Origin of the sequence: Amycolatopsis sp. NPDC004625 (assembly GCF_040609695.1) — a bacterium.
Classification (GTDB): Bacteria; Actinomycetota; Actinomycetes; order Mycobacteriales; family Pseudonocardiaceae; genus Amycolatopsis.
Genome location: NZ_JBEXKX010000010.1, coordinates 63,811 through 87,234, shown reverse-complemented (window position 1 = coordinate 87,234; position 23,424 = coordinate 63,811). Strand labels below are relative to the sequence as shown.

The 23,424-nt window shown below is 69.0% G+C and carries 26 protein-coding genes; 17 read left to right on the top strand and 9 right to left on the bottom strand.

Features of this window, described 5'->3' with window-relative positions; translation table 11 throughout:
* Positions 1-79 precede the first annotated feature (79 nt).
* Complete coding sequence (locus ABZW17_RS13835; RefSeq protein WP_354813100.1) at positions 80-1,033, top strand: aldo/keto reductase; 954 nt, start codon at positions 80-82, stop codon at positions 1,031-1,033.
* Here ABZW17_RS13835 and pqqB read toward each other — a convergent pair.
* The 6 genes from pqqB to ABZW17_RS13805 form a co-directional block, all read right to left on the bottom strand.
* Complete coding sequence (gene pqqB, locus ABZW17_RS13830; RefSeq protein WP_354813098.1) at positions 1,030-1,866, bottom strand: pyrroloquinoline quinone biosynthesis protein PqqB; 837 nt, start codon at positions 1,864-1,866, stop codon at positions 1,030-1,032. The two genes, ABZW17_RS13835 and pqqB, sit on opposite strands and share 4 nt — an antisense overlap.
* The gene (gene pqqE / locus ABZW17_RS13825) at positions 1,863-2,927 is read right to left on the bottom strand and encodes a pyrroloquinoline quinone biosynthesis protein PqqE (RefSeq protein WP_354813096.1); all 1,065 of its coding nucleotides are present in this window, start codon (positions 2,925-2,927) and stop codon (positions 1,863-1,865) included. The genes pqqB and pqqE overlap by 4 nt, the downstream gene beginning before the upstream one ends.
* Positions 2,918-3,184, bottom strand: a complete 267-nt coding sequence (gene pqqD, locus ABZW17_RS13820) for a pyrroloquinoline quinone biosynthesis peptide chaperone PqqD (protein ID WP_354813094.1) — start codon at positions 3,182-3,184, stop codon at positions 2,918-2,920. Before pqqD ends, pqqE begins: the two co-directional genes overlap by 10 nt.
* Positions 3,181-3,870, bottom strand: coding sequence for a pyrroloquinoline-quinone synthase PqqC (pqqC, locus tag ABZW17_RS13815; protein WP_354813092.1), 690 nt, complete (start codon positions 3,868-3,870; stop codon positions 3,181-3,183). The genes pqqD and pqqC overlap by 4 nt, the downstream gene beginning before the upstream one ends.
* 3 nt (positions 3,871-3,873) lie before the next feature.
* A complete protein-coding gene (gene pqqA / locus ABZW17_RS13810; protein ID WP_033261286.1) occupies positions 3,874-3,960 on the bottom strand; it encodes a pyrroloquinoline quinone precursor peptide PqqA in 87 nt (28 codons plus the stop codon).
* Between the two features lie 113 nt (positions 3,961-4,073).
* On the bottom strand, positions 4,074-5,438 hold the full coding sequence (locus tag ABZW17_RS13805) for a wax ester/triacylglycerol synthase family O-acyltransferase (protein WP_354813090.1): 1,365 nt from the start codon (positions 5,436-5,438) through the stop codon (positions 4,074-4,076).
* 80 nt (positions 5,439-5,518) lie between these two features.
* Between ABZW17_RS13805 and ABZW17_RS13800 the strand changes: the two genes are divergently transcribed.
* The 8 genes from ABZW17_RS13800 to ABZW17_RS13765 all read left to right on the top strand — a co-directional run bounded on the left by ABZW17_RS13800 (position 5,519) and on the right by ABZW17_RS13765 (position 16,150).
* Positions 5,519-6,697, top strand: a complete 1,179-nt coding sequence (locus ABZW17_RS13800) for an FAD-binding oxidoreductase (protein WP_354813088.1) — start codon at positions 5,519-5,521, stop codon at positions 6,695-6,697.
* A 43-nt stretch (positions 6,698-6,740) separates the two neighbouring features.
* Positions 6,741-8,363, top strand: a complete 1,623-nt coding sequence (locus ABZW17_RS13795) for a thiamine pyrophosphate-binding protein (protein WP_354813086.1) — start codon at positions 6,741-6,743, stop codon at positions 8,361-8,363.
* Positions 8,360-10,393: a hydantoinase/oxoprolinase family protein gene (locus tag ABZW17_RS13790; RefSeq protein ID WP_354813084.1), complete on the top strand. Its 2,034-nt coding sequence runs from the start codon at positions 8,360-8,362 to the stop codon at positions 10,391-10,393. The genes ABZW17_RS13795 and ABZW17_RS13790 overlap by 4 nt, the downstream gene beginning before the upstream one ends.
* The gene (locus ABZW17_RS13785; protein WP_354813082.1) at positions 10,390-12,090 is read left to right on the top strand and encodes a hydantoinase B/oxoprolinase family protein; all 1,701 of its coding nucleotides are present in this window, start codon (positions 10,390-10,392) and stop codon (positions 12,088-12,090) included. The genes ABZW17_RS13790 and ABZW17_RS13785 overlap by 4 nt, the downstream gene beginning before the upstream one ends.
* A 1-nt stretch (position 12,091) precedes the next feature.
* Positions 12,092-12,877: an SDR family oxidoreductase gene (locus tag ABZW17_RS13780; RefSeq protein ID WP_354813080.1), complete on the top strand. Its 786-nt coding sequence runs from the start codon at positions 12,092-12,094 to the stop codon at positions 12,875-12,877.
* Positions 12,878-12,881: 4 nt separating this feature from the next.
* Entirely contained in the window at positions 12,882-13,574 is a 693-nt protein-coding gene (locus ABZW17_RS13775) for a GntR family transcriptional regulator (RefSeq protein WP_354813078.1), read from the top strand.
* A gap of 23 nt (positions 13,575-13,597) precedes the next feature.
* Positions 13,598-14,788, top strand: coding sequence for a CoA transferase (locus ABZW17_RS13770; protein WP_354813076.1), 1,191 nt, complete (start codon positions 13,598-13,600; stop codon positions 14,786-14,788).
* Positions 14,789-14,881: 93 nt separating this feature from the next.
* Positions 14,882-16,150: an aspartate aminotransferase family protein gene (locus tag ABZW17_RS13765; RefSeq protein ID WP_354813074.1), complete on the top strand. Its 1,269-nt coding sequence runs from the start codon at positions 14,882-14,884 to the stop codon at positions 16,148-16,150.
* A gap of 56 nt (positions 16,151-16,206) precedes the next feature.
* Here the strand turns inward: ABZW17_RS13765 and ABZW17_RS13760 are convergent, their stop codons facing one another.
* Positions 16,207-16,623 (bottom strand): VOC family protein, encoded by a 417-nt coding sequence (locus tag ABZW17_RS13760; RefSeq protein WP_354813356.1) that lies wholly within the window; start codon positions 16,621-16,623, stop codon positions 16,207-16,209.
* Positions 16,624-16,845: 222 nt separating this feature from the next.
* Here ABZW17_RS13760 and ABZW17_RS13755 point away from each other — a divergent pair, with 222 nt between their 5' ends.
* From ABZW17_RS13755 to ABZW17_RS13725, 7 genes are all read left to right on the top strand, one after another.
* Positions 16,846-17,232 (top strand): hypothetical protein, encoded by a 387-nt coding sequence (locus ABZW17_RS13755; protein ID WP_354813072.1) that lies wholly within the window; start codon positions 16,846-16,848, stop codon positions 17,230-17,232.
* Positions 17,233-17,496: 264 nt separating this feature from the next.
* On the top strand, positions 17,497-17,799 hold the full coding sequence (locus ABZW17_RS13750; RefSeq protein ID WP_354813070.1) for a hypothetical protein: 303 nt from the start codon (positions 17,497-17,499) through the stop codon (positions 17,797-17,799).
* A gap of 1 nt (position 17,800) precedes the next feature.
* Positions 17,801-18,034 carry a hypothetical protein gene (locus ABZW17_RS13745; protein ID WP_354813068.1) on the top strand — a complete coding sequence of 78 codons (234 nt, stop codon included), beginning with the start codon at positions 17,801-17,803 and terminating at the stop codon, positions 18,032-18,034.
* 192 nt (positions 18,035-18,226) lie between these two features.
* The gene (locus tag ABZW17_RS13740; protein WP_354813066.1) at positions 18,227-18,361 is read left to right on the top strand and encodes a hypothetical protein; all 135 of its coding nucleotides are present in this window, start codon (positions 18,227-18,229) and stop codon (positions 18,359-18,361) included.
* Positions 18,358-18,885 (top strand): hypothetical protein, encoded by a 528-nt coding sequence (locus tag ABZW17_RS13735; RefSeq protein ID WP_354813064.1) that lies wholly within the window; start codon positions 18,358-18,360, stop codon positions 18,883-18,885. The genes ABZW17_RS13740 and ABZW17_RS13735 overlap by 4 nt, the downstream gene beginning before the upstream one ends.
* Positions 18,886-19,064: 179 nt before the next feature.
* Positions 19,065-19,925, top strand: coding sequence for a hypothetical protein (locus ABZW17_RS13730; RefSeq protein ID WP_354813062.1), 861 nt, complete (start codon positions 19,065-19,067; stop codon positions 19,923-19,925).
* 1,336 nt (positions 19,926-21,261) lie between these two features.
* Entirely contained in the window at positions 21,262-21,807 is a 546-nt protein-coding gene (locus tag ABZW17_RS13725) for a hypothetical protein (RefSeq protein ID WP_354813060.1), read from the top strand.
* A gap of 3 nt (positions 21,808-21,810) precedes the next feature.
* On the opposite strand, the gene ABZW17_RS13720 is transcribed toward ABZW17_RS13725, so the two are convergent.
* Positions 21,811-22,041: a hypothetical protein gene (locus ABZW17_RS13720; RefSeq protein ID WP_354813059.1), complete on the bottom strand. Its 231-nt coding sequence runs from the start codon at positions 22,039-22,041 to the stop codon at positions 21,811-21,813.
* 170 nt (positions 22,042-22,211) lie between these two features.
* Between ABZW17_RS13720 and ABZW17_RS13715 the strand changes: the two genes are divergently transcribed.
* The gene (locus ABZW17_RS13715) at positions 22,212-23,123 is read left to right on the top strand and encodes a hypothetical protein (protein WP_354813057.1); all 912 of its coding nucleotides are present in this window, start codon (positions 22,212-22,214) and stop codon (positions 23,121-23,123) included.
* On the opposite strand, the gene ABZW17_RS13710 is transcribed toward ABZW17_RS13715, so the two are convergent.
* Entirely contained in the window at positions 23,120-23,335 is a 216-nt protein-coding gene (locus ABZW17_RS13710) for a hypothetical protein (protein WP_354813055.1), read from the bottom strand. The two genes, ABZW17_RS13715 and ABZW17_RS13710, sit on opposite strands and share 4 nt — an antisense overlap.
* Between the last annotated feature and the right edge of the window lie 89 nt (positions 23,336-23,424).

The window sequence follows — 23,424 nt, the reverse complement described above, 5'->3', positions numbered from 1 at the left end:
AAAGAGTTATTTGGGGGTTTCGTTGGGCGGGAAGATCGATGCAGTGGTCCGATGTCTGTGCTGTGCTGGACGCATGCGTATGACGATCTTGGGTCGCAGCGGCCTGGAAGTGTCGAAGATTGCTTTCGGAACCTGGCAACTTGGCGGCGACTGGGGCGCCTTCGACGAAGACACCGCCGTCGCGGCCATCCACCACGCCCGCGACCTCGGCGTGAACTTCTTCGACACCGCGCAGGCCTACGGCCGCGGCCGGTCCGAAGTGCTGCTCGGACGCGCCCTGCGCAAGGAGTCCGACGTCGTCATCGCCACCAAGGGCGGCATCAACCCGCGCGCCGCGCGGCCGCGTGACTCCCGCCGCGCGTGGCTGACGCAGGGGCTCGACTCCAGCCTGCGCAACCTGAACGTCGACCACATCGATCTCTACCAGGTGCACTGGCCCGATCCGGACACGCCTGCCGCCGACGTCGCCGGGCTCATGCAGGAGTTCGTCGACGCCGGAAAGGTCCGGCACGTCGGCGTCTCGAACTACGACGCCGAGCAGCTCGAAGCCTTCGACGTGACGCGCCCGGTCGAGACGCTGCAGCCGCCGTACCACCTGTTCCGGCGCGGCATCGAGACCGGCCCGCTGCCCTACGCCCGCGCGCACGACATCGGCGTCGTCGTTTACAGCCCGCTCGGCAGCGGCCTGCTGACCGGCGCTCTCACCCCGGGCACGACCTTCGAGCCCACCGACTGGCGCTCGAAGTCGAGTGCCTTCCAGGGGGACAACCTGCGTCGCAACCTCGAGGTCGTCGACCGGCTCAAGGAGTTCGCGGCCCGCCGCGGCTTCACCGTCGGCCAGCTGGCCATCGCCTGGACGCTCGCGCGGCCCGGGGTGCACGCCGCCATCGTCGGGGCGCGGCGGGCCGAGCACATCGAGGCGAGCGTTGCCGCTGCCGACATCGCCCTGACGTCGGATGACTTGGCCGAGATCGACCGGATCACTGTCGACGCCGTCCAGGTCGCCGGCGCCGCGCCGGAGGGCATTGCCTAGAGCACGTACGTCGTGCCGTCCGGCGGAAGCAGTGCGCCCGCGGCCAGTACCGCCGCGTGCTCGGCCGATGTTGGGTCGAGTACGGGGTTCGTGTTGTTAACGTGCGTTAATGCCCAGCGTGGTCCCCGGCGGGCGGCGATCCGGGACAGGCTGGCGGTGATCGGCAGGTGTCCCATCGCGAGCTGGTCCGGGCCGCCGACGCCGGCCATTTCGTCCGGCGCGTAGAACGTTCCGTCCAGGAGCACGAGGTCCGCGCCGGAAACCAGGGTGTCGAACCCGGGAGGCCAGCTCCGCAGGCAAGGCGCGTAGACCAGCACGCCGCCGGTCGTCAGGTCCTCGATCCGGTAGGCGACCACCCACGGCCCGTCCGAACCTGCGGGGACGTACTTCGGTCGCTTGTCGCTCACCGGCAGCGCGTCGACGCGCAGTCCGGGGAGGTTAACTGCGGATAACCACTCCCAGCCGCCGTAGCCGTCGACGATGCTGCGGAAGGGCGACAGCGCGGACAGCACCGCCTCCGGCGCCCACACCGGGAGCCCGCCTGCCTCGCGCAGCATCAGCAGGCCCAGGGAATGATCGAGCTCGGCGTCGGTGAGCAGCACTCCGCGCAGGGGGATCTCGCGCGGTCCCGGCCCCGCGCGCAACGCCGGCGTCCCGAGGATCTGGGACCGGATGTCCGGGGAGCAGTTGAGGAGGTACCAGCCGGCGCCGTCCGCGCTGATCGCGACGCAGTCCTGCGAGCGCGGCACCAGTCCGGACGTGCAGAGGCGGCACGCGCAGTTCCACTGCGGACACCCGCCGCCCGCCGCGGTGCCGAGCAGGATCACCTTCACCGGCGCATGACCAGGTCGGCGACCGGCGGCCGGGCGAGCACCAGGTCGACGACCCCGCGTTGCGGCGACCGGGAGCACACCGGGTCGGTGGCCGCGGCGTCGCCGGTCAGCAGGAACGCCTGGCAGCGGCAGCCGCCGAAGTCGAGCCCGCGGCGGTCGCACGTGCGGCACGGCTCGGACATCCACTCCTCGCCGCGGTAGGCGGTGAACGACGACGAGTCGTACCAGATTTCCGCGAGCGGTGTGTCGCGCACGTTGGAGAGCGAAAGCGTCGAGATCGCGGACGCCGCCGGGCACGGCAGCACGGTTCCGTCCGGCGCCACGGTCAGCTGCCGCGCACCCCAGCCGTACATGCACGGCTTCGGGTACGGCTCGTAGTAGTCGGCGACGACGTAGACGATCTCCATCGTGCCGCGCAGCCGCGCGATCGCCGCGCGCACCACGGGCTCGGCCGCGTCGAGTTGCGCGCGGGTCGGCATCAGCGCGTCCCGGTTGCGCAACGCCCAGCCGTAGTACTGCGTGTTCGCCAGCTCCAGCCGATCCGCGCCCATCCGCTCGGCCAGTTCGATGATCCCGGCCAGCTCGTCGTGGTTGCGCCGGTGCAGCACCACGTTCAGCGACAGCGGCAGCCCCGACGCCTTCACCAACGCGGCCGCGGCGAGCTTCCGGTCGTGCGCCTTCGCGCCGGCCAGCAGGTCGGCCCGCTCCCGGGTCGCGCCCTGCGCCGACAGCTGGACGTGGGCCAGTCCGCGCTCGGCGAGGTCGTCCAGCCGGGCCGCCGTCAGGCCGAGGCCGGACGTGACCAGGTTGACGTAGCAACCGAGCGAGCTCGCGTGCGCGACCAGCTCGGGCAGGTCCGGCCGCAGCAACGGCTCGCCGCCGGACATGTGCACCTGCAGCACGCCCAGCTCGCGGGCCTGGGAGAGCACCGACAACCAGTCCGCAGTGGACAGTTCGGCGGCCCGGGCGGTCAGCTCGACCGGGTTGGAGCAATAAGGACAGTGCAGCGGACAGCGGTGGGTCAGCTCGGCGAGCAGGCCGAGCGGTGGCGTCACGTCCATGCGACGACCCGCCGTTCGCCCAGTCGGGACAGCACGGAAAGGACGTCCTGCGCGAGCACGCCGGAGTAGCGTTGAGAAAGCGCTGTCGTGATTTCGGTGACGGACCGGGCGCCGTCACACAGTTCGAGCACCGCCGCCGCGGTCGCGTTGGGCACCAGAACTCCTTCGGGGAACAGCAAAACGTGCGTCTCCCGGACGTGGTCGAAGGACAGCCGAACGCCGCGACGCAGCTGGGGAACGGAATCGGCGGTGATCACGCGGCCGCCCGCTCGATCGCGTCGAGCATCGACCACAGCACGTCGCACTTGAACGACAACGCGGCGATCGCGCGGTCCTGCTGTTCGCGCGTGACGCAGTGGCGGACCACGATGTCCAGGGTGTCCTTGCCTTCGCCGGCGACCTTGTCGATCCGGTTCGTGAAGTACGCCAGGTCTTCGCGCGCGATCCAGGAGTAGTGTGCAAGCATGTCCGCGACGCGCCGCTGCATCAGGTGCCCGGCGAACATCTCGGTCAGTCCCGATGCGACGGCCTCCCACCACGGCTTGGTCCGCGCGAAGGTCACGTAAGCGTCCACAGCGAACCGGACGCCGGGGACGACGTGCCGTTCGTCGAGGACTTCGGCGCGGTCCAGGCCGACCGCGGTGCAGAGCCGCAGCCAGCGTTCGATCCCGCCGGTTCCGGCGCTGACGCCGTCGTGGTAGACGATCCGGTCGAGCCACTGACGGCGGATCTCCGGCAGCGGGCAGTTGCCGATGATCGCCGCGTCCTTCTGCGGCAGCACGCACTGGTAGTACCAGCGGTTGGCCGCCCAGATCCGCAGCCCGCGTTCGTCGAGTTCGCCCGCGTGCAGCCGGTGGTGGAACGGGTGCGTTCCCCAGTACCGGCCGGAAAGACCGCGCAGCTCGGCGATGAATGCGCTTTCCGAGAGTGGCTCGACCGGCATCCTTCAGTCCGCCATGCGGGCCGCGTAGGCGGTGACCTCCATGGGAGTTTCGTATTCGACGAACTCGGGGGTCGTCCACTCCTCGGTCATGTCCTGCTCCTCTCTCCGGGCGATCGTCGCCACCCTAGGAGCGCGCGGAGCGGACTGACCAGCGAGTTCGGAAAGATTCCTTCCGATGGGGGAGCCGGGTGTCGGTGAGCGGGCTACTTTACCGCAGCCTCGAGTTCCACCAAGGCTGTGTCGAGGTGTGTCAGGATCCGCTGCAGGTGCGGGACGCTGCGGCGGCAGCCGGTGACGCCGAAGTCGAGGTTGTCGCCGTTGCTCGTCAGCGTGATGTTCACGGCCTGACCGTCGAGCAGTACCGACGCCGGGTAGATGCCGTCGAGCTGGGCGCCGTTCCAGTACATCTGCTTGCGCGGGCCGGGGACGTTCGAGATCACCAGGTTGAACGGCGGCCGCGTGTTCTTGACGACGCCCGGGATCGGCGAAACGCCGAGCTGCGCCACGTTAACCGCCGATAACAACAGCGTCTGCAGCGGCGTCAGCTCCGAGAACAGCCGCTTGCCGTTGCGCATCGACTGGTGGATCGTGACGAGCCGCTTGCCCGCGTCCGGCAGGTCGGTGGCCAGGTTGCAGAGCAGCGCGCCGATGTTGTTGCCGGCCGCTTCGCCGGGGTCGTTCTGGCGGCGCAGCGACACCGGCACCATCGCGATCAGCGGCGCGTCCGGCAGCGCGCGCTGCTCGATGAGGTAGTCCCGCAGCGCGCCCGAGCACATCGCGAGCACGACGTCGTTGCGCGACACCCCGGCGGCCGTCGCCACCTTCCGGACCCGCTCCAGCGACCACGACTGCGCCGCGAACCGCCGCGCGCCGCCGATCGGCACGTTGAGCATCGTGCGCGGCGCTTGCCCGGGCAGGGTTAACGTGTGTTCACCGAACGCTTCGCGCGCGACTTTCATCGCCGCGGGCGCCAGGCTCGCGAGCTGGTTGGCCGTCTTGCTCGCGGTCTGCAGGAACGACCGGGGCCGCTTCTCGCGGTCCGCGCCGGGCTTGCGCCGGCTGCCCCACCAGGGCGGGCAGTCCAGGTCCGCGGGGTCGTCCGAGAGCGTGCCCTGCAGCTGGCGCAGCGCCGAGACGCCGTCCATCAGCGCGTGGTGGACCTTGGTGTAGACGGCGAACCGGCCGTCGGCCAGCCCTTCGATGAGGTGGGTTTCCCAGAGCGGGCGGTGCCGGTCGAGCAGCGTGCTGTGCCAGCGGCCGGTGAGTTCCAGCAGTTCGCGGATGCGGCCCGGCTGCGGCAGCGCCGAGTGCCGGAAGTGGTAGTCGAGTTCGAGGTCGGCGTCGAGCCGCCAGGCGACGTGGCCCATCGTGTTGACCGGCCGGGCCGGGCGGCGCCGGAACACCGAGCGCATGTTGTCCGACTCCAGCAGGGCTTTGCGGATGTCGCGGAGGTACTCGTCGCCGGCGCCGTCGGGCTTCTTGAACAGCTGCAGGCCGCCCACGTGCATCGGATGCTCGCGCGTTTCGACGAGGAGGAACATCGAGTCGGTCACGGGCATCATCGCCATGGGACATCACCTTCCGCGCTCGGCACGCCGACTCTACGCGCTCGGCGGCCGCGGGTGGATCACGTTCTACTCTGGCGAGTATGACCGCCCGCGGCACCGGGGAAACGTCGTTGCCACCGATGGCCGAATGCGTCGTGATCGGTGGCGGCGTCATCGGCGTCAGCTGCGCGTTCCGGCTCGCCGAAGCCGGCGTCGACGTGCTGTTGCTCGAACGCGGCGGGCTGGGCGGCGGCTCGACGGCGAAGGCCGCGGGCGGCGTCCGGTCGTCGTTCACCACGCGCGTCAACGTCGAGTTGGGACTGCGCGGGCTCGCCGCGTACAGCGCTTTCTCGCGCGACTTCGGCGTCGAGATCGACTTCCGGCGCGACGGCTACCTGTACCTGCTCACCGACCCGGCGGACATCCCCGCAATCGGACATTGCGCGGAGCTGCAGCGCGAGTACGGCGTCCGCAGCCACCTGCTCGATCCCGCGGAAGCGAGGAGCGTTCTATCACTGATAGAGCCGGCCGGGATCGTCGCCGCGCTGTGGTCGCCGGACGATGCGAAGGCGACGCCGGACGCTGTCGTCCAGGGCTACGCGCGGGCGGCGCGTGCGCACGGCGCGCTGCTGCGCACCGGCGTCGAGGTCATCGGGATCGAGCGTGACGGCGACACGCTGACCGGTGTCGTCACGACAGCGGGGACCGTGCGGACCGGCGCAGTGGTGTGCGCGGCGGGCGCGTGGTCGGGGCGGATCGGCGAGCTCGCCGGGCTCACCCTCCCGGTGCGTCCCTATCGGCGGCAGGTCGTGTTCACCGGGCCAGTGCCCGGGCTGCCGGAATCGGTTCCGCTGACCATCGAGCTGCCGTCGGCGTTCTACTTCCACCGCGAGGGGCCGGGCCTGGCGATGTCGTTCAGCGAGGACGACGGCTTCCCTGGCTTCGGAACCGCGTACGAACCGGGCGAGTGGCTGCCGCGCCTGGCCGAGCTGGCCGGCCGCCGGATCCCCGCCGTGCTCGACGCCGGGGTCCGCACCGCCTGGGCCGGACTGTACGAAACGACGCCGGATCGCAACCAGATCCTCGGGCGAAGCGTCCTGCTGTCGCGGTTCTTCTACGCGACCGGTTTCTCGGGACACGGCTTCCAGATGGCCCCGGCCGTCGGCGAGCTGATCCGGGACCTCTACCTGGAGCGCGAACCGGCGGTGGACATCACCGAGCTGGACGTCCGGCGGTTCGACGGCGCCGGTACCGCATCGGTGGAGCACCACATCGTCTAGGGCCGATTGCCAGATCGTTGAACGATCTGGCAGTATCCGAGCCGTGGCTGTGAGTGGTGCTCGGGAGCTGGTGGACGCGCTGGAAGCGCTCGGAACGGAGATCGTCTTCGGCCTTCCGGGGGTGCACAACCTGCCACTGTGGGAGGCGCTCGGTGAAACCCGCATCAAGCTGGTCGGCGTCCGCCACGAACAGACCGCCGGGTACGCCGCCGACGGGTACGCCCGCGCCACCGGCAAGCTCGGCGTCGCGCTGGTCACCACCGGCCCGGGCGCGGCGAACACCCTCGGCGCGGTCGGCGAGGCGATGGCGTCCGCGGCCCCGGTACTGGTGATCGCCACCGACATCCCCTCGACGCTGCGGCGGCCCGGCGTCGTCCGCGGCGTGCTGCACGAGACCTCGGACCAGCAGGCGATGTTCGCGCCGGTGACCAAGGGTGGCTTCACCGTGCGGGCCCCCGACCAGATCGGCACGACGGTCCACCGCGCCGCCCGGCTCGCGCAGCTGCCGCAGAGCGGCCCGGTCTACCTCGGCGTGCCGACCGACTACCTGCGCGAGAGCGTGCCGCACCGCCGTCCGCCCGCGCCGCACCGCAAGCCCGACGTCGACGTCCCGGACCTGGCGCGCGCCGAGACGATGCTGTCCGACGCGCGGCACCCGCTGATCTGGGCCGGCGGCGGCGCTCTGCGCTCGGGCGCCGGCGACGCCATCGGCGCGCTCGCGGAGAAGCTCGCCGCGCCGGTGATCACCACGTTCGCCGCGCGCGGACTGCTCCCGCTCGACCACCCGTGCCTGGCGCCGAACCCGGTGCACACGCCGGAGGTCGGGGAACTCTGGGACGAAGCCGACGTCGTGCTCGCCATCGGCACCGACTTCGACGGCCTGATGACGCAGAACTGGCGGATGCCGAAACCGCGGAGCCTCATCGCGATCAACGTCGACGCCGACGACGCCGCCAAGAACTACGTTCCCGACCTCACGCTCGTCGGGGACGCGCGCTCTATCGTCGATAGATTGCTGCCGAAGCAACGTCCCGGCCTCGACGACATCACGCTCCGGCTGGCCGGCATCGGCCGCCGGGTGCGCCAGCGGATCCGGGACGAGGAACCGCAGGCCTACGACTTCCTGTCCACCTTGGACGAGGTACTGCCGACGGACGCGGTGCTGGTGTCCGACATGTGCGTCGCCGGGTACTGGGTCGGCGGCTTCCACCGGGTGCGGGCGCCGCGCAAGCTCGCCTACCCGATGGGCTGGGGGACCCTGGGCTACGGCTTCCCGGCGTCGCTCGGCGCGGCCGCGGCCGGCACCGGGCGCGCGATCTGCATCACCGGGGACGGCGGCTTCCTCTACGGCTGCGGTGACCTGGCAACGCTCGCCCAGGAACAGCTGCCGGTCACGGTCATCCTGGTCGACGACGGCGGCTACGGGATGCTGCGCTACGACCAGGACCGCGAGGGCCTGCCGCACCGCGGCGTCGACTGGGACAGCCCGGACTTCGTCGGCCTGGCCCGGTCCTTCGGGGTGCACGCGGACCGCGTCTCCGGGTTCGGGCGGGCGTTCCGGCGGCTGCTCGGCGAGTTCGTCGAGTCGGACGAGCCCAACGTGCTGGTCGTGAAGGCCAAGCTCAAGCCGCCGCTGAACACCTCGCCGCGGTGGTACCGGACATGAGGATCGGCGTCGACATCGGCGGCACGTTCACCGACCTCTGCGCGGTGGACGAGACCGGGATCGTCGCCGTCGGCAAGGTTCTGACCACGCACGATGCGCCCGCTCTAGCAGTGATAGAGGGATTGGCCGCGCTGCTCTCGAGCGCCGGGATCGCCGCTTCCGACGTGACGCAGGTGGTCCACGGCACGACGCTCGTGACGAACGCGCTGATCGAGCGCAAGGGCTCGCGGACTGCGCTGCTCGCCACCGCCGGCTTCCGCGACGTCCTGGAGATGCGCCGCGAGCACCGGTACGAGCTGTACGACCTGCACCTGGAGCTGCCCGCGCCGCTGGTGCCGCGGCACCTGCGGTTCGACGTCCCGGAGCGGATCCTCGCCGACGGGTCCGTGCACACCGCGCTCGACGAGCAGTACGTGCGGAAGCTCGGCCGCGAACTGGCGGACCGCGGGATCGAAGCGGTCGCCGTCTGCTTCCTGCACTCCTTCACCAATCCGGCGCACGAGCGGCGCGTCGCGGAGATTCTCGGTGCGGTCGCGCCGGGTTTGCGCGTTGCGTTGTCGTCCGACGTCGTCCCGGAGATCCGGGAGTACGAACGCGCGTCGACGACGTTAGCGAACGTTTACGTACAGGACCTCACCGAGCGCTATCTGCGCGATCTCGAACACCGATTGAGAGAGCTCGGCATCACGCGGGCGCCGCACATCATGCTGTCGAACGGCGGCGTGGCCACCGTCGAGACCGCTGCGCGGCACCCGATCCGCATCCTGGAGTCCGGCCCGGCGGGTGGTGCACTGGCGGCCGCGGTGCTGGGCCCGCCGGACCTGCTGGCCTTCGACATGGGCGGCACGACGGCGAAGCTGTGCCTGATCGCGGGCGGCACGCCCCTGGTCACGCACCAGTTCGAGGTGGACCGCAAGTACCGGCTGCTGCCCGGCTCGGGACTGCCGGTGCAGGTGCCGGTCACCGACATGATCGAGATCGGCGTCGGGGGCGGCTCCATCGCCCGCATCGACGCGCTGGGGCTGTTGACCGTCGGGCCCGACTCGGCGGGGTCCGAGCCCGGGCCGGCCTGCTACGGCCGCGGCGGAACCGAGCCCACGGTCACCGACGCCGACCTCGTGCTCGGTTACCTCGATCCGCACTACTTCCTCGGCGGCAGCATGCGCCTGGACGTCGAGGCTTCTCGATCAGTGCTAGAGAGAAAGATCGCCGGCCCGCTCGGGGTGAGTGTCGAAGAGGCCGCCTGGGGCATCCACACCAGCGTCAACGAGGACATGGCCAACGCCGCCCGGGTGCACGCTGTCGAGCGCGGGCACGATCCGGCGAAGCTGCCGATGTACACCTTCGGCGGCGCGGGACCGGTGCACGGCGCCGGCGTCGCGCGGGCGCTCGGGGCGCCGTCCGTTGTCGCGCCGCCGGTTGCGGGAGTGCTCAGCGCCGCGGGTTTCCTCACCGCGCCGCTCGCGTTCGACTTCGTCCGCTCCGCGCGCGCGGCCGTCCACGATCTGGAGTGGGCGCAGGTCGACGCGCTGTTCGCCGAGATGGAGGACGAAGGCGCGGCGCTGCTGGCCAAGTCCGGGGTGGAAGCGGTGACGCACCGGAGGGTGGCCGAGATGCGCTACACCGGGCAGGGCTACGAGATCCGTGTCCCGGTCCGCGGCGGTAGCTGGCCTCTATCGCTGATAGAGGATTTCACCCGCACCTACCGCGCGCTCTACCGGCGCACCGGGCCGGCCGTCGGCGTCGAGGTGCTGAACTGGCGGGTCGTGTCGAGCGGACCCGCGCCCGACGTCACGCTGCGGCTGGCCGCGCAGCCTTCCGATGGCAACGCGCAGAAGGGCAGCCGCCCGGCGTACTTCCCATCGACTGGTGGATTTGTCGACACGGCTGTGTTCGATCGGTACCGGCTCGCGCCGGGGACCCGGGTCGACGGGCCGGCCATCGTGGAGGAACGCGAGTCCACCGTGGTCGTCCCGCCCGGCGCGCACTGCGTCGCCCGGCCGGACGGGGCGCTGGAGGTGACGGTGTGAGCGTCGACCCCATCCTCGCCGGGCTGTTCGGCAACCGGCTGCACTCGATCCTCGCCGAGCAGCAGAACGCGCTGGTCAACACGGCCTTCTCCGCGGTCGTGCGGGAATCGCTCGACCTGGCCTGCGCGGTGTTCGACTCCCGGGGCGAGATGATCGGCCAGTCCGTCGGCGGCACGCCGGGGCACATCAACGCGATGGCCACCGGCATGCACCACTTCGTCACGGCCTACCCGCCGGAGACGCTCGAACCCGGCGACGTGCTGCTCACCAACGACCCGTGGCAGACCGCCGGGCAGATCAACGACATCACGGTGGCGACGCCGGTGTTCCGGCGCGGCCGGCTGGTCGCGTGGTTCGCGTCGTGCTGCCACGCGCCCGACATCGGCGGGCGGCTCGTCTCCGCCGAAGCGCACGAAGTCTTCGAAGAAGGCCTGCGGCTGCCGATCCTCAAGTTCCTGCGCACCGGTGAGGTCAACGCCGACCTGGAACGGCTGATCCGGGCGAACGTCCGGACGCCCGAAGAGACCATCGGCGACCTGTACGCCCAGGTCACCGGCAACGAAGTCGGCGCCGCGAGCCTGCTGCGGCTGCTGGACGAGCTCGGTCTCGAAACCCTGGACGACGTCGCCGCCGAGATCATGGACCGCTCGGAGCAGGCGCTGCGGGACGCGCTGCGGGCGCTTCCCGATGGCACGTACACCAACGAAATCGCCACCGACGGCTTCGACGACGAAGAGATCGTGTTGCGCGTTGCGGCCACTGTGGACGGTGACGAGATCCGCCTCGACTTCGCGGGCTCGTCGCCGCAGAGCGGTCGCGGGATCAACGTCGTGCTGAACTACACGCGGGCGTACGCGTCCTTCGCGGTCAAGGCGGCGATCTCGCCGGAGGTGCCGCACAACGCCGGGTCGTTCCGGCCCGTGCACGTCACCGCGCCCGAGGGCTCGGTGCTGAACTGCCGGCCGCCGGCGCCGGTCGCGTCGCGGCACCTGATCGGGCACTTCCTGCCGTCGCTGCTGATCGGCGCGTTGCCGGGCACGGCGATCGCGCCGAGCGCCGACGCGCTGTGGATGACCATCTGGCGCGGACCCGGGTTCATGCTGAACGTCTTCCAAACCGGTGGGACGGGGGCGCGCCGGGACAAGGACGGCCTCAGCACGACGGGATTTCCGAGCGGCCTGCGGTCGACGCCGACCGAGGTGATCGAAACGACGACGCCGCTGGTCCAGCACTCCCGGGAACTGCGTGCCGACTCCGGCGGCCCCGGACGGTGGCGTGGCGGCCTCGGCCAGGTGACGACGATGGCCGTCCGCGGCGGATTCCCCTGGAGCGTCAACGGTAACGTCGATCGCGTGCGTGCTGCGGCGTCCGGAGTGGACGGCGGGCAGCCCGGCGCGGTCGGCCGCTTCGGCCTGCACGGCGGGGCGGACCTGCCCGCGAAGAGCCGGGTGCCGCTGGCTGCGGAGTCCGTTGTGGACGTCACGCTGCCCGGTGGTGGCGGTTACGGGCCGCCGTTCGAGCGGCCGGTGGCGGCGGTACTCGCCGACGTCGTCGAGGGTTACGTCTCCAGGGAAGCGGCGCGCGAGGTGTACGGCGTCGAGGTGGTGTACCTCGGGCAGCCGGACGCGCTCGTCCGCCTGCCCGAGGACTACACAGTGGACGAAGAGCAGACAGCACGACTGAGAGCGGGGAAGTGACATGGGTCGGTTGGCCGGCAAGGTGGCGGTCGTCTTCGGCGGCGCGCGGGGAATCGGCCTCGCCACGGTGAAGGAGTTCGTCGCCGAAGGTGCGACGGTCTTCACTTCCGACATCCGCGAACCCGCGGAAGCGGTCGAGGGTTACCGGCATTCCACAGTGGACGCCACGGACGAGGACGCCGTGGCGGTGTTCGTCGACGGGGTCGTCGCCGAAGCCGGGCGCATCGACGTGCTGTTCAACAACGTCGGCGTCCACCTCGGGAAGTCCCTTGTGGACACGACCTTGGCGGATTTCGACACCATCTTCGCGCTGAACGTGCGGGCCGCCTTCCTCGGCACCCGCGCGGTCCTGCCGCACATGATCGGGCAGAAGGCGGGCAGCATCATCACGACGTCGTCGAACGGCGGCGTGATGGGCCGGCCCGGCGACCCGGTGTACAACGCCACCAAGCACGCGCTGGTCGGGCTGACTAAGTCCATCGCCGTCGCGCACGCGCACCAGGGCATCCGGGCGAACACGGTCAACCCGGGCGCGATCGACACCGACATGCTGCGCAGCACGCTCAACTCACCGGAAGAGTTCGAGACCAAGCAGCACCAGCTGGTCGCGAGCACGCCCGCCGCGCGCGTCGGCGAGGCGTGGGAGGTCGCGAAGGCGGTGGTGTTCCTGGCGAGCGACGAGTCGCGGTTCGTCAACGGCGTCGTGTTGCCGATCGACGGCGCGAAGGCCGCGGGCGCGATGCCGGGCAACCGCTACAGCCTCGATTTCGAACTCGGCGTCAGGTAGTGCCGTGACCGTCGATGCCTCGGGGCTGGAGAGCGCGCGGCACCTGCTCGAGCGCAGTGGCACCGCCGAGCGGGTCGCGGCGATCCTGCGCCAGCACATCACCGACGGCGTCTTCGCACCCGGCGAACGGCTGTCCGAGCCGGTGATCAGCGCTGCCCTCGGTGTCTCGCGCAACACGCTGCGCGAGTCGTTCCAGCTGCTCGCCCACGAACGGCTGGCGGTGCACGAGCTCAACCGCGGCGTGTTCGTGCGGGAACTGACCACCGAAGACATCGCGGACCTCTACGTCGTGCGCCGCGCCACCGAATGCGGTGCGTTGCGGCGCGCTGCGGAGTTGCAGAGTGTCGATCTATCAGTGATAGAGAGCGCGCTCCGGGACGGTCGCGTCGCGGCGGATGCCGAGGACTGGCCGGCGGTCGGCACCGCCAGCATCCACTTCCACCAGGCTCTCGCGGACCTGGCCGGCAGCGAGCGCCTCTCCGCGACGATGCGCCAGGTGCTCGCCGAAACGCGGTTGTTCTTCGTGCTCAACGAGAACACGCGGGAGTTCTACGAACCGTTCCTCGGCTGCCACGAGCAGATCCTGCGCGACCTGCGCCGCGGCCGGTTCGACGCCGCGGAAGCCGCGTTGGACCGCTACCTGCGCGACGCCGAAGCCCGGCTGCTCGAGCTCAGCGCCCGGGGAACGCCACCGTGACCACGCCCGACGAGGAGCCGACGATGCCCCCTGCCCCCGACGGATTCCGGCCGCTGGACGGCATCAAGGTCGTCGACCTCTCCCGCATCCTCGCCGGCCCGTACTGCACGCAGTACCTGGGCGAGATGGGCGCGGACGTGGTGAAGGTGGAGCCGCCGGGGCACGGCGACGACACCCGCGGCTGGGGACCGCCGTTCGTCGGCGACGAGGCCGTCTACTACCTGGCCGCCAACCGGAACAAGCGCGGGATCGTGCTCGACCTCAAGAGCGACCGCGGCCGGGACGCGCTGCGGCGGCTGGTCGCCGGCGCCGACGTGCTCGTCGAGAACTTCCGCCCCGGGACGCTCGAGAAGTGGGGCATCGGGTACGCCGAGCTGTCGGAGCTGAACCCGCGGTTGATCCACGTGTCGATCACCGGCTTCGGGCAGACCGGCCCGTACCGCGACCGCGCGGGGTACGACCTGGTCGCCCAGGCCCTCGGCGGCGTGATGTCGCTGACCGGCGAACCGGACGGCGCGCCGGCGAAGGTCGGGCTGCCGGTGGCGGACCTCAACGCCGGGACGTGGGCGATCATCGGGGTGCTGATGGCGCTGCAGGCCCGGCACACCACCGGTCGCGGCCAGTACCTCGACGTGTCCCTTCTGGACAGTCAGCTGGCCTGGCACGTCTACGCCGCGGGCGCGCACTTCCACGACACACCGCGGCCGCGCCGGATGGGCTCGGCGCACCCGAGCATCGTCCCGTACCAGGGCTACCACGTCGCCGACGGCTGGCTGGTCATCGCGGTCGGCAGCGAAAAGCTGTGGCACGCGTTCTGCGGGGTGCTCGGCCTGGTCATCGCCGACGACCCGCGGTTCGCGTCGAACGCGCTTCGCGCCGCACACCGCGACGAGCTCAACGGTGTGCTAGCGCCGGTGCTGCTGACCCGCACGGCGGCGGAGTGGATGACGGCGTTCGACGCGGCGGGCATCCCGGCGGCCCCGGTCAACGAGATCGACGACGTCTACGCGGACCCGTGGGCGGCGGCTCGCGACCAGGTGGTGCGGCTGCCGCACCCGACCGTCGGGACGTACCTGGGCACGGGCTTCCCGGTGAAGGCGTCGGACACCCCGGCGCGGCCGACGTCGGCGCCCCCGACGCTGGGCCAGCACACCGCGGAGGTCCTCGCGGAGCTGGGGTACCCGCCGGAGGAGATCGCCGGGTTCCTGGACTGACCGGCCAGTCCGGCGCGGGGAACTGTGCACGATGGAGTGTTCGCGCCCGGCGTCCCGCCCTGGTAGGGATGGGGGCAGGACTGAGGAGGACCGATGTCAGCACAACACGCCCTGTGGCACCCGTTCGCCGACATGGGTGCGGTCGACGGCGACCGGATGGTCATCACCCGCGGCGAGGGCTCGTACGTCTGGGACGACGCGGGCCGCCGGTACTTCGACGCGACCGCGTCGCTCTGGTACGCGAACTTCGGCCACGGGCGCCCGGAGATCACCGAAGCCGTCGCCAAGCAGCTGCGGACGCTCGACTCGTACAACCTGTTCGGCTACAACGCGAACCAGCCGGCGATCGAGCTGGCGGACCGCGTCGCCGCGCTGGCGCCGGAACCGGGCTCGAAGGTGTTCTTCGGCTCGGGCGGCGGCGACGTGATCGACACGGCGGTCAAGCTCGCGCGCGCGTACTTCGCGCACACCGGCCGGCCGGAGAAGGTGCACGTGATCGGCCGCGCGCAGGGCTACCACGGCACGCACGGGTTCGGCACGGCCGTCGGCGGCATCCCGGCCAACGCGGCGAACGTCGGCCCGCAGCCGCCGGACTTTTCGCACGTCCCGTACGACGACGCGGCGGCGCTGGAGGCGGAGATCGAGCGCGTCGGCGCCGGACGCGTCGCGGCGTTCTTCTGCGAACCGGTGATCGGCGCGGGCGGCGTGCTGCTGCCGCCGGAGGGGTACCTCGAGGAGGTGGCGGCGATCTGCCGCCGCCACGATGTGCTCTTCGTGGCGGACTGCGTGATCGCGGCGTGGGGCCGGCTGGGCACCTGGTTCGGCATCGACCGCTGGGCGGTGCGCCCGGACATGATCACGACGGCGAAGGGCATCACGGGCGGGACGATCCCGCTGGGTGCGCTGGTCGTGGCGCCGCGGGTGGCCGAGCCGTTCTTCACCGGAGCGCCGGGAGCGCCGATCTTCCGCCACGGCGCCACGTACGCGGGCCACCCGGTGGCCTGCGCGGCGGGCTTGGCGACGCTGGACATCTACGAGCGCGACGGCCTGATCCCTCGCGGCCGCGAGCTGGAGAAACCCCTGGCCGACGCGGTGTCGGGGGTGAGCGGGCACGAGCTGGTGACGGAGGTCCGGGCCGGGCTCGGCTTCCTGGCGGCCGTCGAGCTGACCGCGGAGGTCATGGAGAAAGACCCGGGAGCACCGGTGAAGCTGCAGCGAGCCTGCCGGGACGAAGGCGTGATCGTGCGGAACCTGGGCCGGGGAGTGGCGGTGTCCCCGCCGCTGGTGGCGGCGGAGCCGGAGCTCGACCTGCTGGCGGCGGCCCTGCCGAAGGCGTTGGACCGCCTGGCGGCGCAGGTTTGACGTGGTGACCGGGTTCTTTCCTGCCCTCCGACGGCAGGAAAGAACCCGGTCACCGGTCAGGAGATGCAGAACTCGTTGCCCTCCGGATCCGCCATCGTCACCCAGCTGTGCGGTCCCTGCCGTCCCCGCCACAGGTACGTCGCCCCGCGGGACTTCAGCTTCTCCATCGTCGGCTCGACGTTCTCCGCGCCCACCCACACGTCCAGGTGGACGCGGTTCTTGACCGTCTTCGCCTCCGGGACCTCCTGGAAGAGGATCCGCCGCGGTGGCCCCTCCGGTGGCGAGTCCGGGTGGCGGATCCCCGCTCCCGTCTTCCACACCAGGGCCCCGCGGTAAGTCCGGGTCTCCTCCTCCTTCGCGTACCCCTTCGCGATCATCTCGCGGATGAAGTCCTCGTCCGTCGGCTCCACGGACCAGCCGAGCGTCTCGGCCCACCAGTCGGCGAGCACGTGCGGGTCGGCCGAATCCACCACTACCTGGAAGTCATGCGCCATACCGGCACGGTATCCCAGCCTGAGCGGTGTGCTTGACCAGGGTTTATGCGGGTCGCGGCAGGAGCGTCGACCCGCATTTATCGCCTGAGATCTAGATCTTGAAAGCTGCTGGTCACAGACCGTCCAGCGGCAAAAGTCGGCCCCCGGCGGTGCTGCGAACACCGACCGAGGGCCTTGATCCACTGGTAAGGAGTGGACCCAATGAACATGACGGACAACTGTGCCGACAGGTTGCGTGAAGAGGTTACCGACTCTCGCGCGTTCTGGCAGTCCGACGAGTGCCGGCACTGGTGCCGAGCGCCTCACAAGGACGCTGACCATGTCGACGACCGGGGGCACGACTCCGACTACGTCGGCACGATCACGCTTCGGCACGAGAAGCTGCCGATGGAGGACTTGATCAACGCGCCGTTCATCCCGCCTGTCGCGTTCGTCCAGGTCACCAGGGACGAGGGCGAAGCGCAGGCCCGCGTGCTAGTCATCAAGTGCGACGAGGCGACGCTGAACCTCGCCCAGCAGGAAGCCGAGGAGTTGATCACTGCGCTTCAGGCGGCTGTGGAGTTGGCGCGCAAGGCGTCGTTGACGTAGACGAGACGAGATGGGCGAAGAGGGGCAGTGATCGCGAGGTTGCTGCCCCTCTTTCTTGCGTTCACTTGCGCTAGAAATGGTAACGGATATGCTTCGCTGGCGGCTTCCGGAAATCTAGTTGCAGGTGCAAATCCCTATCTATCTGTATAGGTTCCCTGGGTCTGAGCAGCGTGAATGTCGTTGTTGTGGGCGCGATCGCCCCCTATTCTTCCGGTTTGCGGTGTGCTCCAATGATTAGGCAGGCACGGCAGGAAAGGGATAGACATGGCGCTCGACGCAAACCAGCGCATCATGCGGGCTCGGCTCGGAGCGCACGCGTTGCACAGTCGCGGTGGCACCAACACCGGTCCAGCGCGTGAGGCGTTCAACTCTCGGTTCGAGCGGGAGGTGGATCCGGACGGCACGCTGCCGGCCGACGAACGCGCCCGCCGTGCTGAACACGCCCGGAAACTCTACTTCCAAGGGCTGGCGTTCCGGTCGTCTGTGGCGCGCAGCAAGGCGAAGGCGCTGATCGCTGAGGCTAACGCAGCCGACGCCGCCCTCGACGGTCTCGCTGAGGCGGCCTGACGTGAACGCACACGAGCGGGTGGAACGCGAGATCCAGATTGCGCTACTGCTGAGGCGGTACGCGTCGGACTCGACTCCCTACTGTGAGCTTCGCGCATGGGCGATCTCCGTCCTGGATCAGGCTGGCGGCGGAGGCGACGCAGAGGTCACCATGTACATGCGCGCAAAAGCGGTTGCCGATTTCGATTTCGATGATCGGCTGTACGCCTGGCTTGCGGAAGGCCCCGTCCAGTGACCGAGTCCGACGAACCCTGATAGAGGGCGTTGCAGGTCCCCCCCCCTCTGCCGCTCTGCCGTACGCAGCACTAAGGCTCCAAACGCAGGTGCCCGATGTCCCGCCCATGACAACCACCCGTGGCGGGGGGTCGGGCTCTTGTCGTACCCGAAACACATCTTGGCAGGAGAACTCAAGTTGATTATCGCAATCATGATCGCGATCGGAGTGTGGCTGTCGCTCACGGCCGCATTCCTCGCTGGTCGCGCCTCGGGCGAACGTCGGTTCGCCCGGGCGGTCAAGTTGGCCGTCGCCACCGTCGCCCCCGAACGGGAGGTGACCCCGTGACCGAGGACAACGTGATCCCGCTGCGCGGCGCCACGTTCGCCCGCGTACGGCGGGACATCACCGATGCGTTCGCCGACGTTCGTGCCGGCCGGACCGCTCTGTGGTCGGCGCAGGCGACGATCCTGGCATCGGTCGACGCACTCGAGGAACACCAGCACCGGATGCGGGAGGCGCGCAACCAGACGGTCACCGCGTCTGGCGAGGGTCGCGTATCGAAGAATCCCCGAGCGACTTCGGCGCGGGCAGCTGTCGCCGTAGCGCCACGAGTTGGTAGCCAGCGAGCCCGAATCCTGATCTACGCAGCGGAACACCCGACGGGCGTTTCCGACTACGAGATCAGCCGTGACTTGCGACTGCTGCCCAACTCGACGCGTCCGCGCCGTGGTGAACTGGTTGAAGCTGGCTACCTCGCCGACACCGGGACAACGCGCATTCACCGCGGATCGCCATGGATCGTGTGGATGGTCACCGACTCGGGCCAGGAATGGTACGTCAACAATCAGCAGGAAGACGCCGCTGCGTGATCATTTGCAGATATACTAGGTAAGTCAAAAAGTGTGGGGCGCGTAGTGGCTCAGGCTACGCGCCCCGCGCACAACTCGGCAGGAGTGTTCGTGCTAACTAACTCTAGCATAGAGAAACTGGCTCTGTCCCCGTCTAGCGATGGACATGTGCGGCGTCCCATTCACATGGGAGTCGCCGCGTGAGCAACGAGGACGGAACTGCCAGTATCGGCCGCCAGGCGCCTGAGCTTTTTGCCAAACTTCCCCAGTGGATCATGCTTTCGGGTGCCACCCCTCAAGCCCAGATGCTCTTCACAATCTTGCACGCGCGCGTCAACAAACGACGCGGCGATCAGCTGGTGTGGTGCTCCTTGAGTTCATGTGCAGAGATCATGGGCTTCTCTAGCCGTCAGAAGGTCACTCGCTACAAGAAGGAACTCAAGGAGTTGGGCGCGATCGACGTGATCGAGCGCCCTGGCCAGACCGACCACGTCATCGTCCATGAGACACCCCCGCCCGGCTATACAGGGTTCGTCACGCTCGAGGAGTTCGACGCTGACCGGAAGCGGCGACTTGAGGCCGAACGCGCCGCGAAGGAAGCCGAACGGATGGGCATCTCAATGCAGGCTCGAACCCCACAGGGTTCGACCACTCGAACCCCACAGGGTTCACGAACAAGAAGAACTCAACCAGAAGAATCTTGCACTTCCAGTGGGGGCATTCGCGTGGCGGCCCGAGCAAGCTCGTGCCACGGCAAGAAGCTCATCTCTTCGGAAGCCCTGAAGGGCAAGACCGCCTCGCAGATGGCGAAGACGCTCGTCAGCGTCTGGAGCGCTGTTGTCCTAGAAGAGGGTGGCTACTTGCCTGCCACGGACATGGAGGCATGGGGTCACGACGGAGGGCCGGGATACCGCTCGCAGCACCCGGCGGGGCATCAGATCAAGGAGATCCTCGACGACAACCTCGAGCGACTGGACGACGAGGTGTTTCTGGCTGGGCTGCTGGACGAGGTCCGGGACCATGCTCGTCGGTGGGCGGCTGCTCAACGATCTGCTGCGTGACCTTGCCTGCCACCTACGTGCTGCGGATCGCCGATCAACTTTTTTTCGATCGGCGATCCGCACTCGTTCGAGAAGTTGTGCCACACCGAATGGCATTGCTGACGGCATCCGGTGTGGCATCCGCTATGGCTCACGGAGCACTCAGTGAGGGGCTCACGGAGTGGAAGGGGTTCGGTTAGGGGTCCCGGTATCCTTTACGGAACCCTTCCGTAGGCCTCGCGAGACCCTAACGAGTTCCTCGCGAGACTCTCGCGAGGAACGGCCGAATCTTCGAATCGACGCAGGTCGGAAGCCCTTGTCCCCTGCGACAACACCGGGAGTCCCCAGGGGAGTCACGTGGCCGAAGTGAAACCGAACCAACTCCGATGCAAGTGCTTCGAACTCGGGACCTAACGAGGTCGACGCCGGCCAGGTGTCGGCGCACCACCCGACATCCACTCACTGAGGTCATCGATGTGTATTAGCCGGGTGCCGTGGGGCTTCCGTTGACTGTTCTTCAGACCGCGTCGTCCGCGGCTCGTCTCGTACAAGCGACAAGCCCGGCGAAGAGTATCTGGATGGCAGGACGCCAGTGCGGCTGCCTGCCCGACCTTCAACCACTTGGGCGCTGCCGGCTCGGGTACGGGTGCGGCGGCTGGCGTCACCTCGGGCGACTGGTCTGGGCGGACAACCTCTCGCAAGGCACATGCTTGCACGTCGAGTAGCAGGGCTAGCAATGCCTCGCCGACCGCGTGTGCTCGGACCGTCAACCCTTGGATTTGCTCACTAGTTAGTTCGTTCATCTCTGCATGATCGACTAGCTACTCGCAAATAAAGAACCCCCTCCAGGTGTGCGAGACCTGGAGGGGCACTGATCCCTGCGACCATTGACCAGATGATCTTCCAACTTGACGCCGTCGATAATACCAGACGAAGGTCTTGATTCCCGGGGTCCGCGACGCTACTATGTGTTTAACTGGAGATGCGTGCGGGCACATCCTGGGAGCTTGACAGCAAGCCTAAGCCCGCCTACTCTGTTTTAAGGTCGGAGTATCGCGCCCACATCAGGGCTTGCGGAAACCCGGGCGCATCCCGTAAAATGCGAAGCAGCGGTAGTACAGCTGTATCTACTTCCCAAAAGGCCCCACGCCCACCAAGGCGACGGGGCCTTTCGCATGTCTCCCGGAACCCGCGGAAACGCCAATCAAACTCGCCGCCGAGCTTCCGGTTCAGCTCCGGTTGAGCGGGGCGTGCGCTCTCCTGCCTGCGCCGCCCCGCTCCCGGTCCCAGTCCCCATGACGAGGACGCCCCATCAGGGCATCTCTGCCCGCACGAGTTGACACACGGGGGTGTGACAGTGGCTGCCCGCAACGAGTCCCGACAGAACCCCGCTGAGACTGCTGAGCGGCAGGTCCGGGCGTACGAACTCGCACTGCGCGGGCTGAGCTTGCGGAAGATCGCCGCAACGATGACCGCCGAAGGTGATCCGATCTCCCACGAGACTGCGCGCCGGCTGATCGCAGCTGAGGCAGACGAACGGGTGGCGCCGCTTGCTACGGCCTACCGGCAAATGCAGCTGGACCGTCTGAACGAGTTGCGTGAACGGGTTCTTGAGATCCGCGAGGCGACGCACTTGACGGTCTCGAATGGCCGTGTGGTCATGCTTGAGAGTGAAGACGGGGTGAAAGTCCCGCTCCCTGATGACGCACCTGTTCTGGCGTCGGTTGACCGGCTGCTCCGGATCGAAGAGCGCATCGCTCGACTGCTCGGGTTGGACGCTCCCGAGAAGGCAGAGATCACGTCCACTGTGGAGCAGATCTCCCCGCCTGTCCTGGACCTGATCGAGCGGGCAGAGGCAGCCGCGCAGGCCGATGTGGACGCGGTCCAAGGCGGGGCCGACTGAGGATCATGTCGCGCCGTTGCCGTTGCCGTTGTCGCGGCCGTTGAGCAGTTCGGTCAGGGCTTCATCGGGGATCGAGTACGCCTTGCCGAGCTTCACGGCCCGCAACTTCCCGGTCGCGATCAGCCGCATCACTGCCCGGTACGGCTGCCCGATGCTCTCGGCGACCTCGTACGCGGTCCATGCACGCCGCTCTACGCCGCTCTTGTCCAAGTTCGTCGCCTCGTTCCTGATCATCGGGCCCTACCCCGGTGCAGTCGTTCGAGGCCCGGCAAGTGCTACAGCCGCCATGGCTGCGCAGAGAGCGGGGACCTGTGCGGCTGTGTGCGGTGAAGGCAGACGATGCGGGTTGTGGCGAGTTCCGGATCAAGGCGCCGGGGCAAGCGTTGAGGCAGCGCGGTCACGACGTGACCGTCCTGCCCGGAGTGCCGGCCAGTGTCGCCGACTTCGATGCCCTGGTGGTCCAACGCATCGTGCTGCCGGCTCCCACCCGGACGTTCCTGAAGCATGCTGCTGCGGGCACCGTCCGGACCGTCGTCGAGCTGGATGACGACCTGTGGAACCTGGACCCGTCCAACCGGCAGGCAGCCGACTTCTACACGCCCGAGATGCTTCGCAACCTTGAGCGATGCTGCGAGGCCGCCGACGCGGTGACGGTCACGACTGACTCGCTTGCTGAGCGGGTGGCGCGGTGGAGCGGCAACGTCCACGTCGTACCCAACCAGGTGCCGGCGTGGCTGCTCGAGCACAAGCGCCCCCGCAATCCGGACGTGGTGACCATCGGCTGGCGTGGCGGCACCTCTCACGCCCGGGACTTCGGGGAGATCGCTAAGCCGCTGCGCCGGTTCCTCCAGCACCCGGACCAGCGGGGCCGCGTCGAGTTCCACTCGATGGGCATGGACCACACACCTCGGGTCGCGTCACGGCACACGACGCTGCGGCACACGGGCTGGCACACCAACGTCGCGGACTTCCTCCGGGCGGTCGACTTCGACCTTTCCGTTGTGCCTCTTCGGACCAGCGTCTTCAACCAGAGCAAGAGTGATCTTGCCCTGGTGGAGATGGCGGCCCTGGGGATCCCGACCGTCACGAGTGACACGGGTCCCTACGCGTCGGCGCACGGTGGCCCCAACGTGGCGTGCTCGACGCCGGCCCAGTGGGAAGACGCCTTGACGGCCTTCACGACGGACGACAGCTACCGGCGGCAGGTCGGTAAGGCAGCGAAGGAATGGGCCGCCACGCGCACCCTTGAGGGCAATGCGTGGCGGTGGGAGCAGGCGTGGCTAGGTGACGCCCGCCACGAACAGCAGGCGGCCTAGCTGCCGCCACCGCTAGCGGACGTGATCGTCGATGCCCCGCTTTCGGCACACACCCACTGTCCTGGCCCGAACGTGGCAAGCGGGTTCTTCGCCCGCGGGTCGTGCGGCACCTCGGCGGTGAGGACATCGAGGGTGCCGTCTCCGTTGACGCGGTACGTCTTGGCCGTGCCGTAGGCGTAGCTCCGCGTAGCGGTGTGCACGGTGATCGACATGTAAGTCCTCCCAGGCGTCAGGGCTTTGGGAGTTGATCGATGGCGTAGAGCACGGCGTTACGCGCTGGTTCACGCTCGGCAGGAATGGC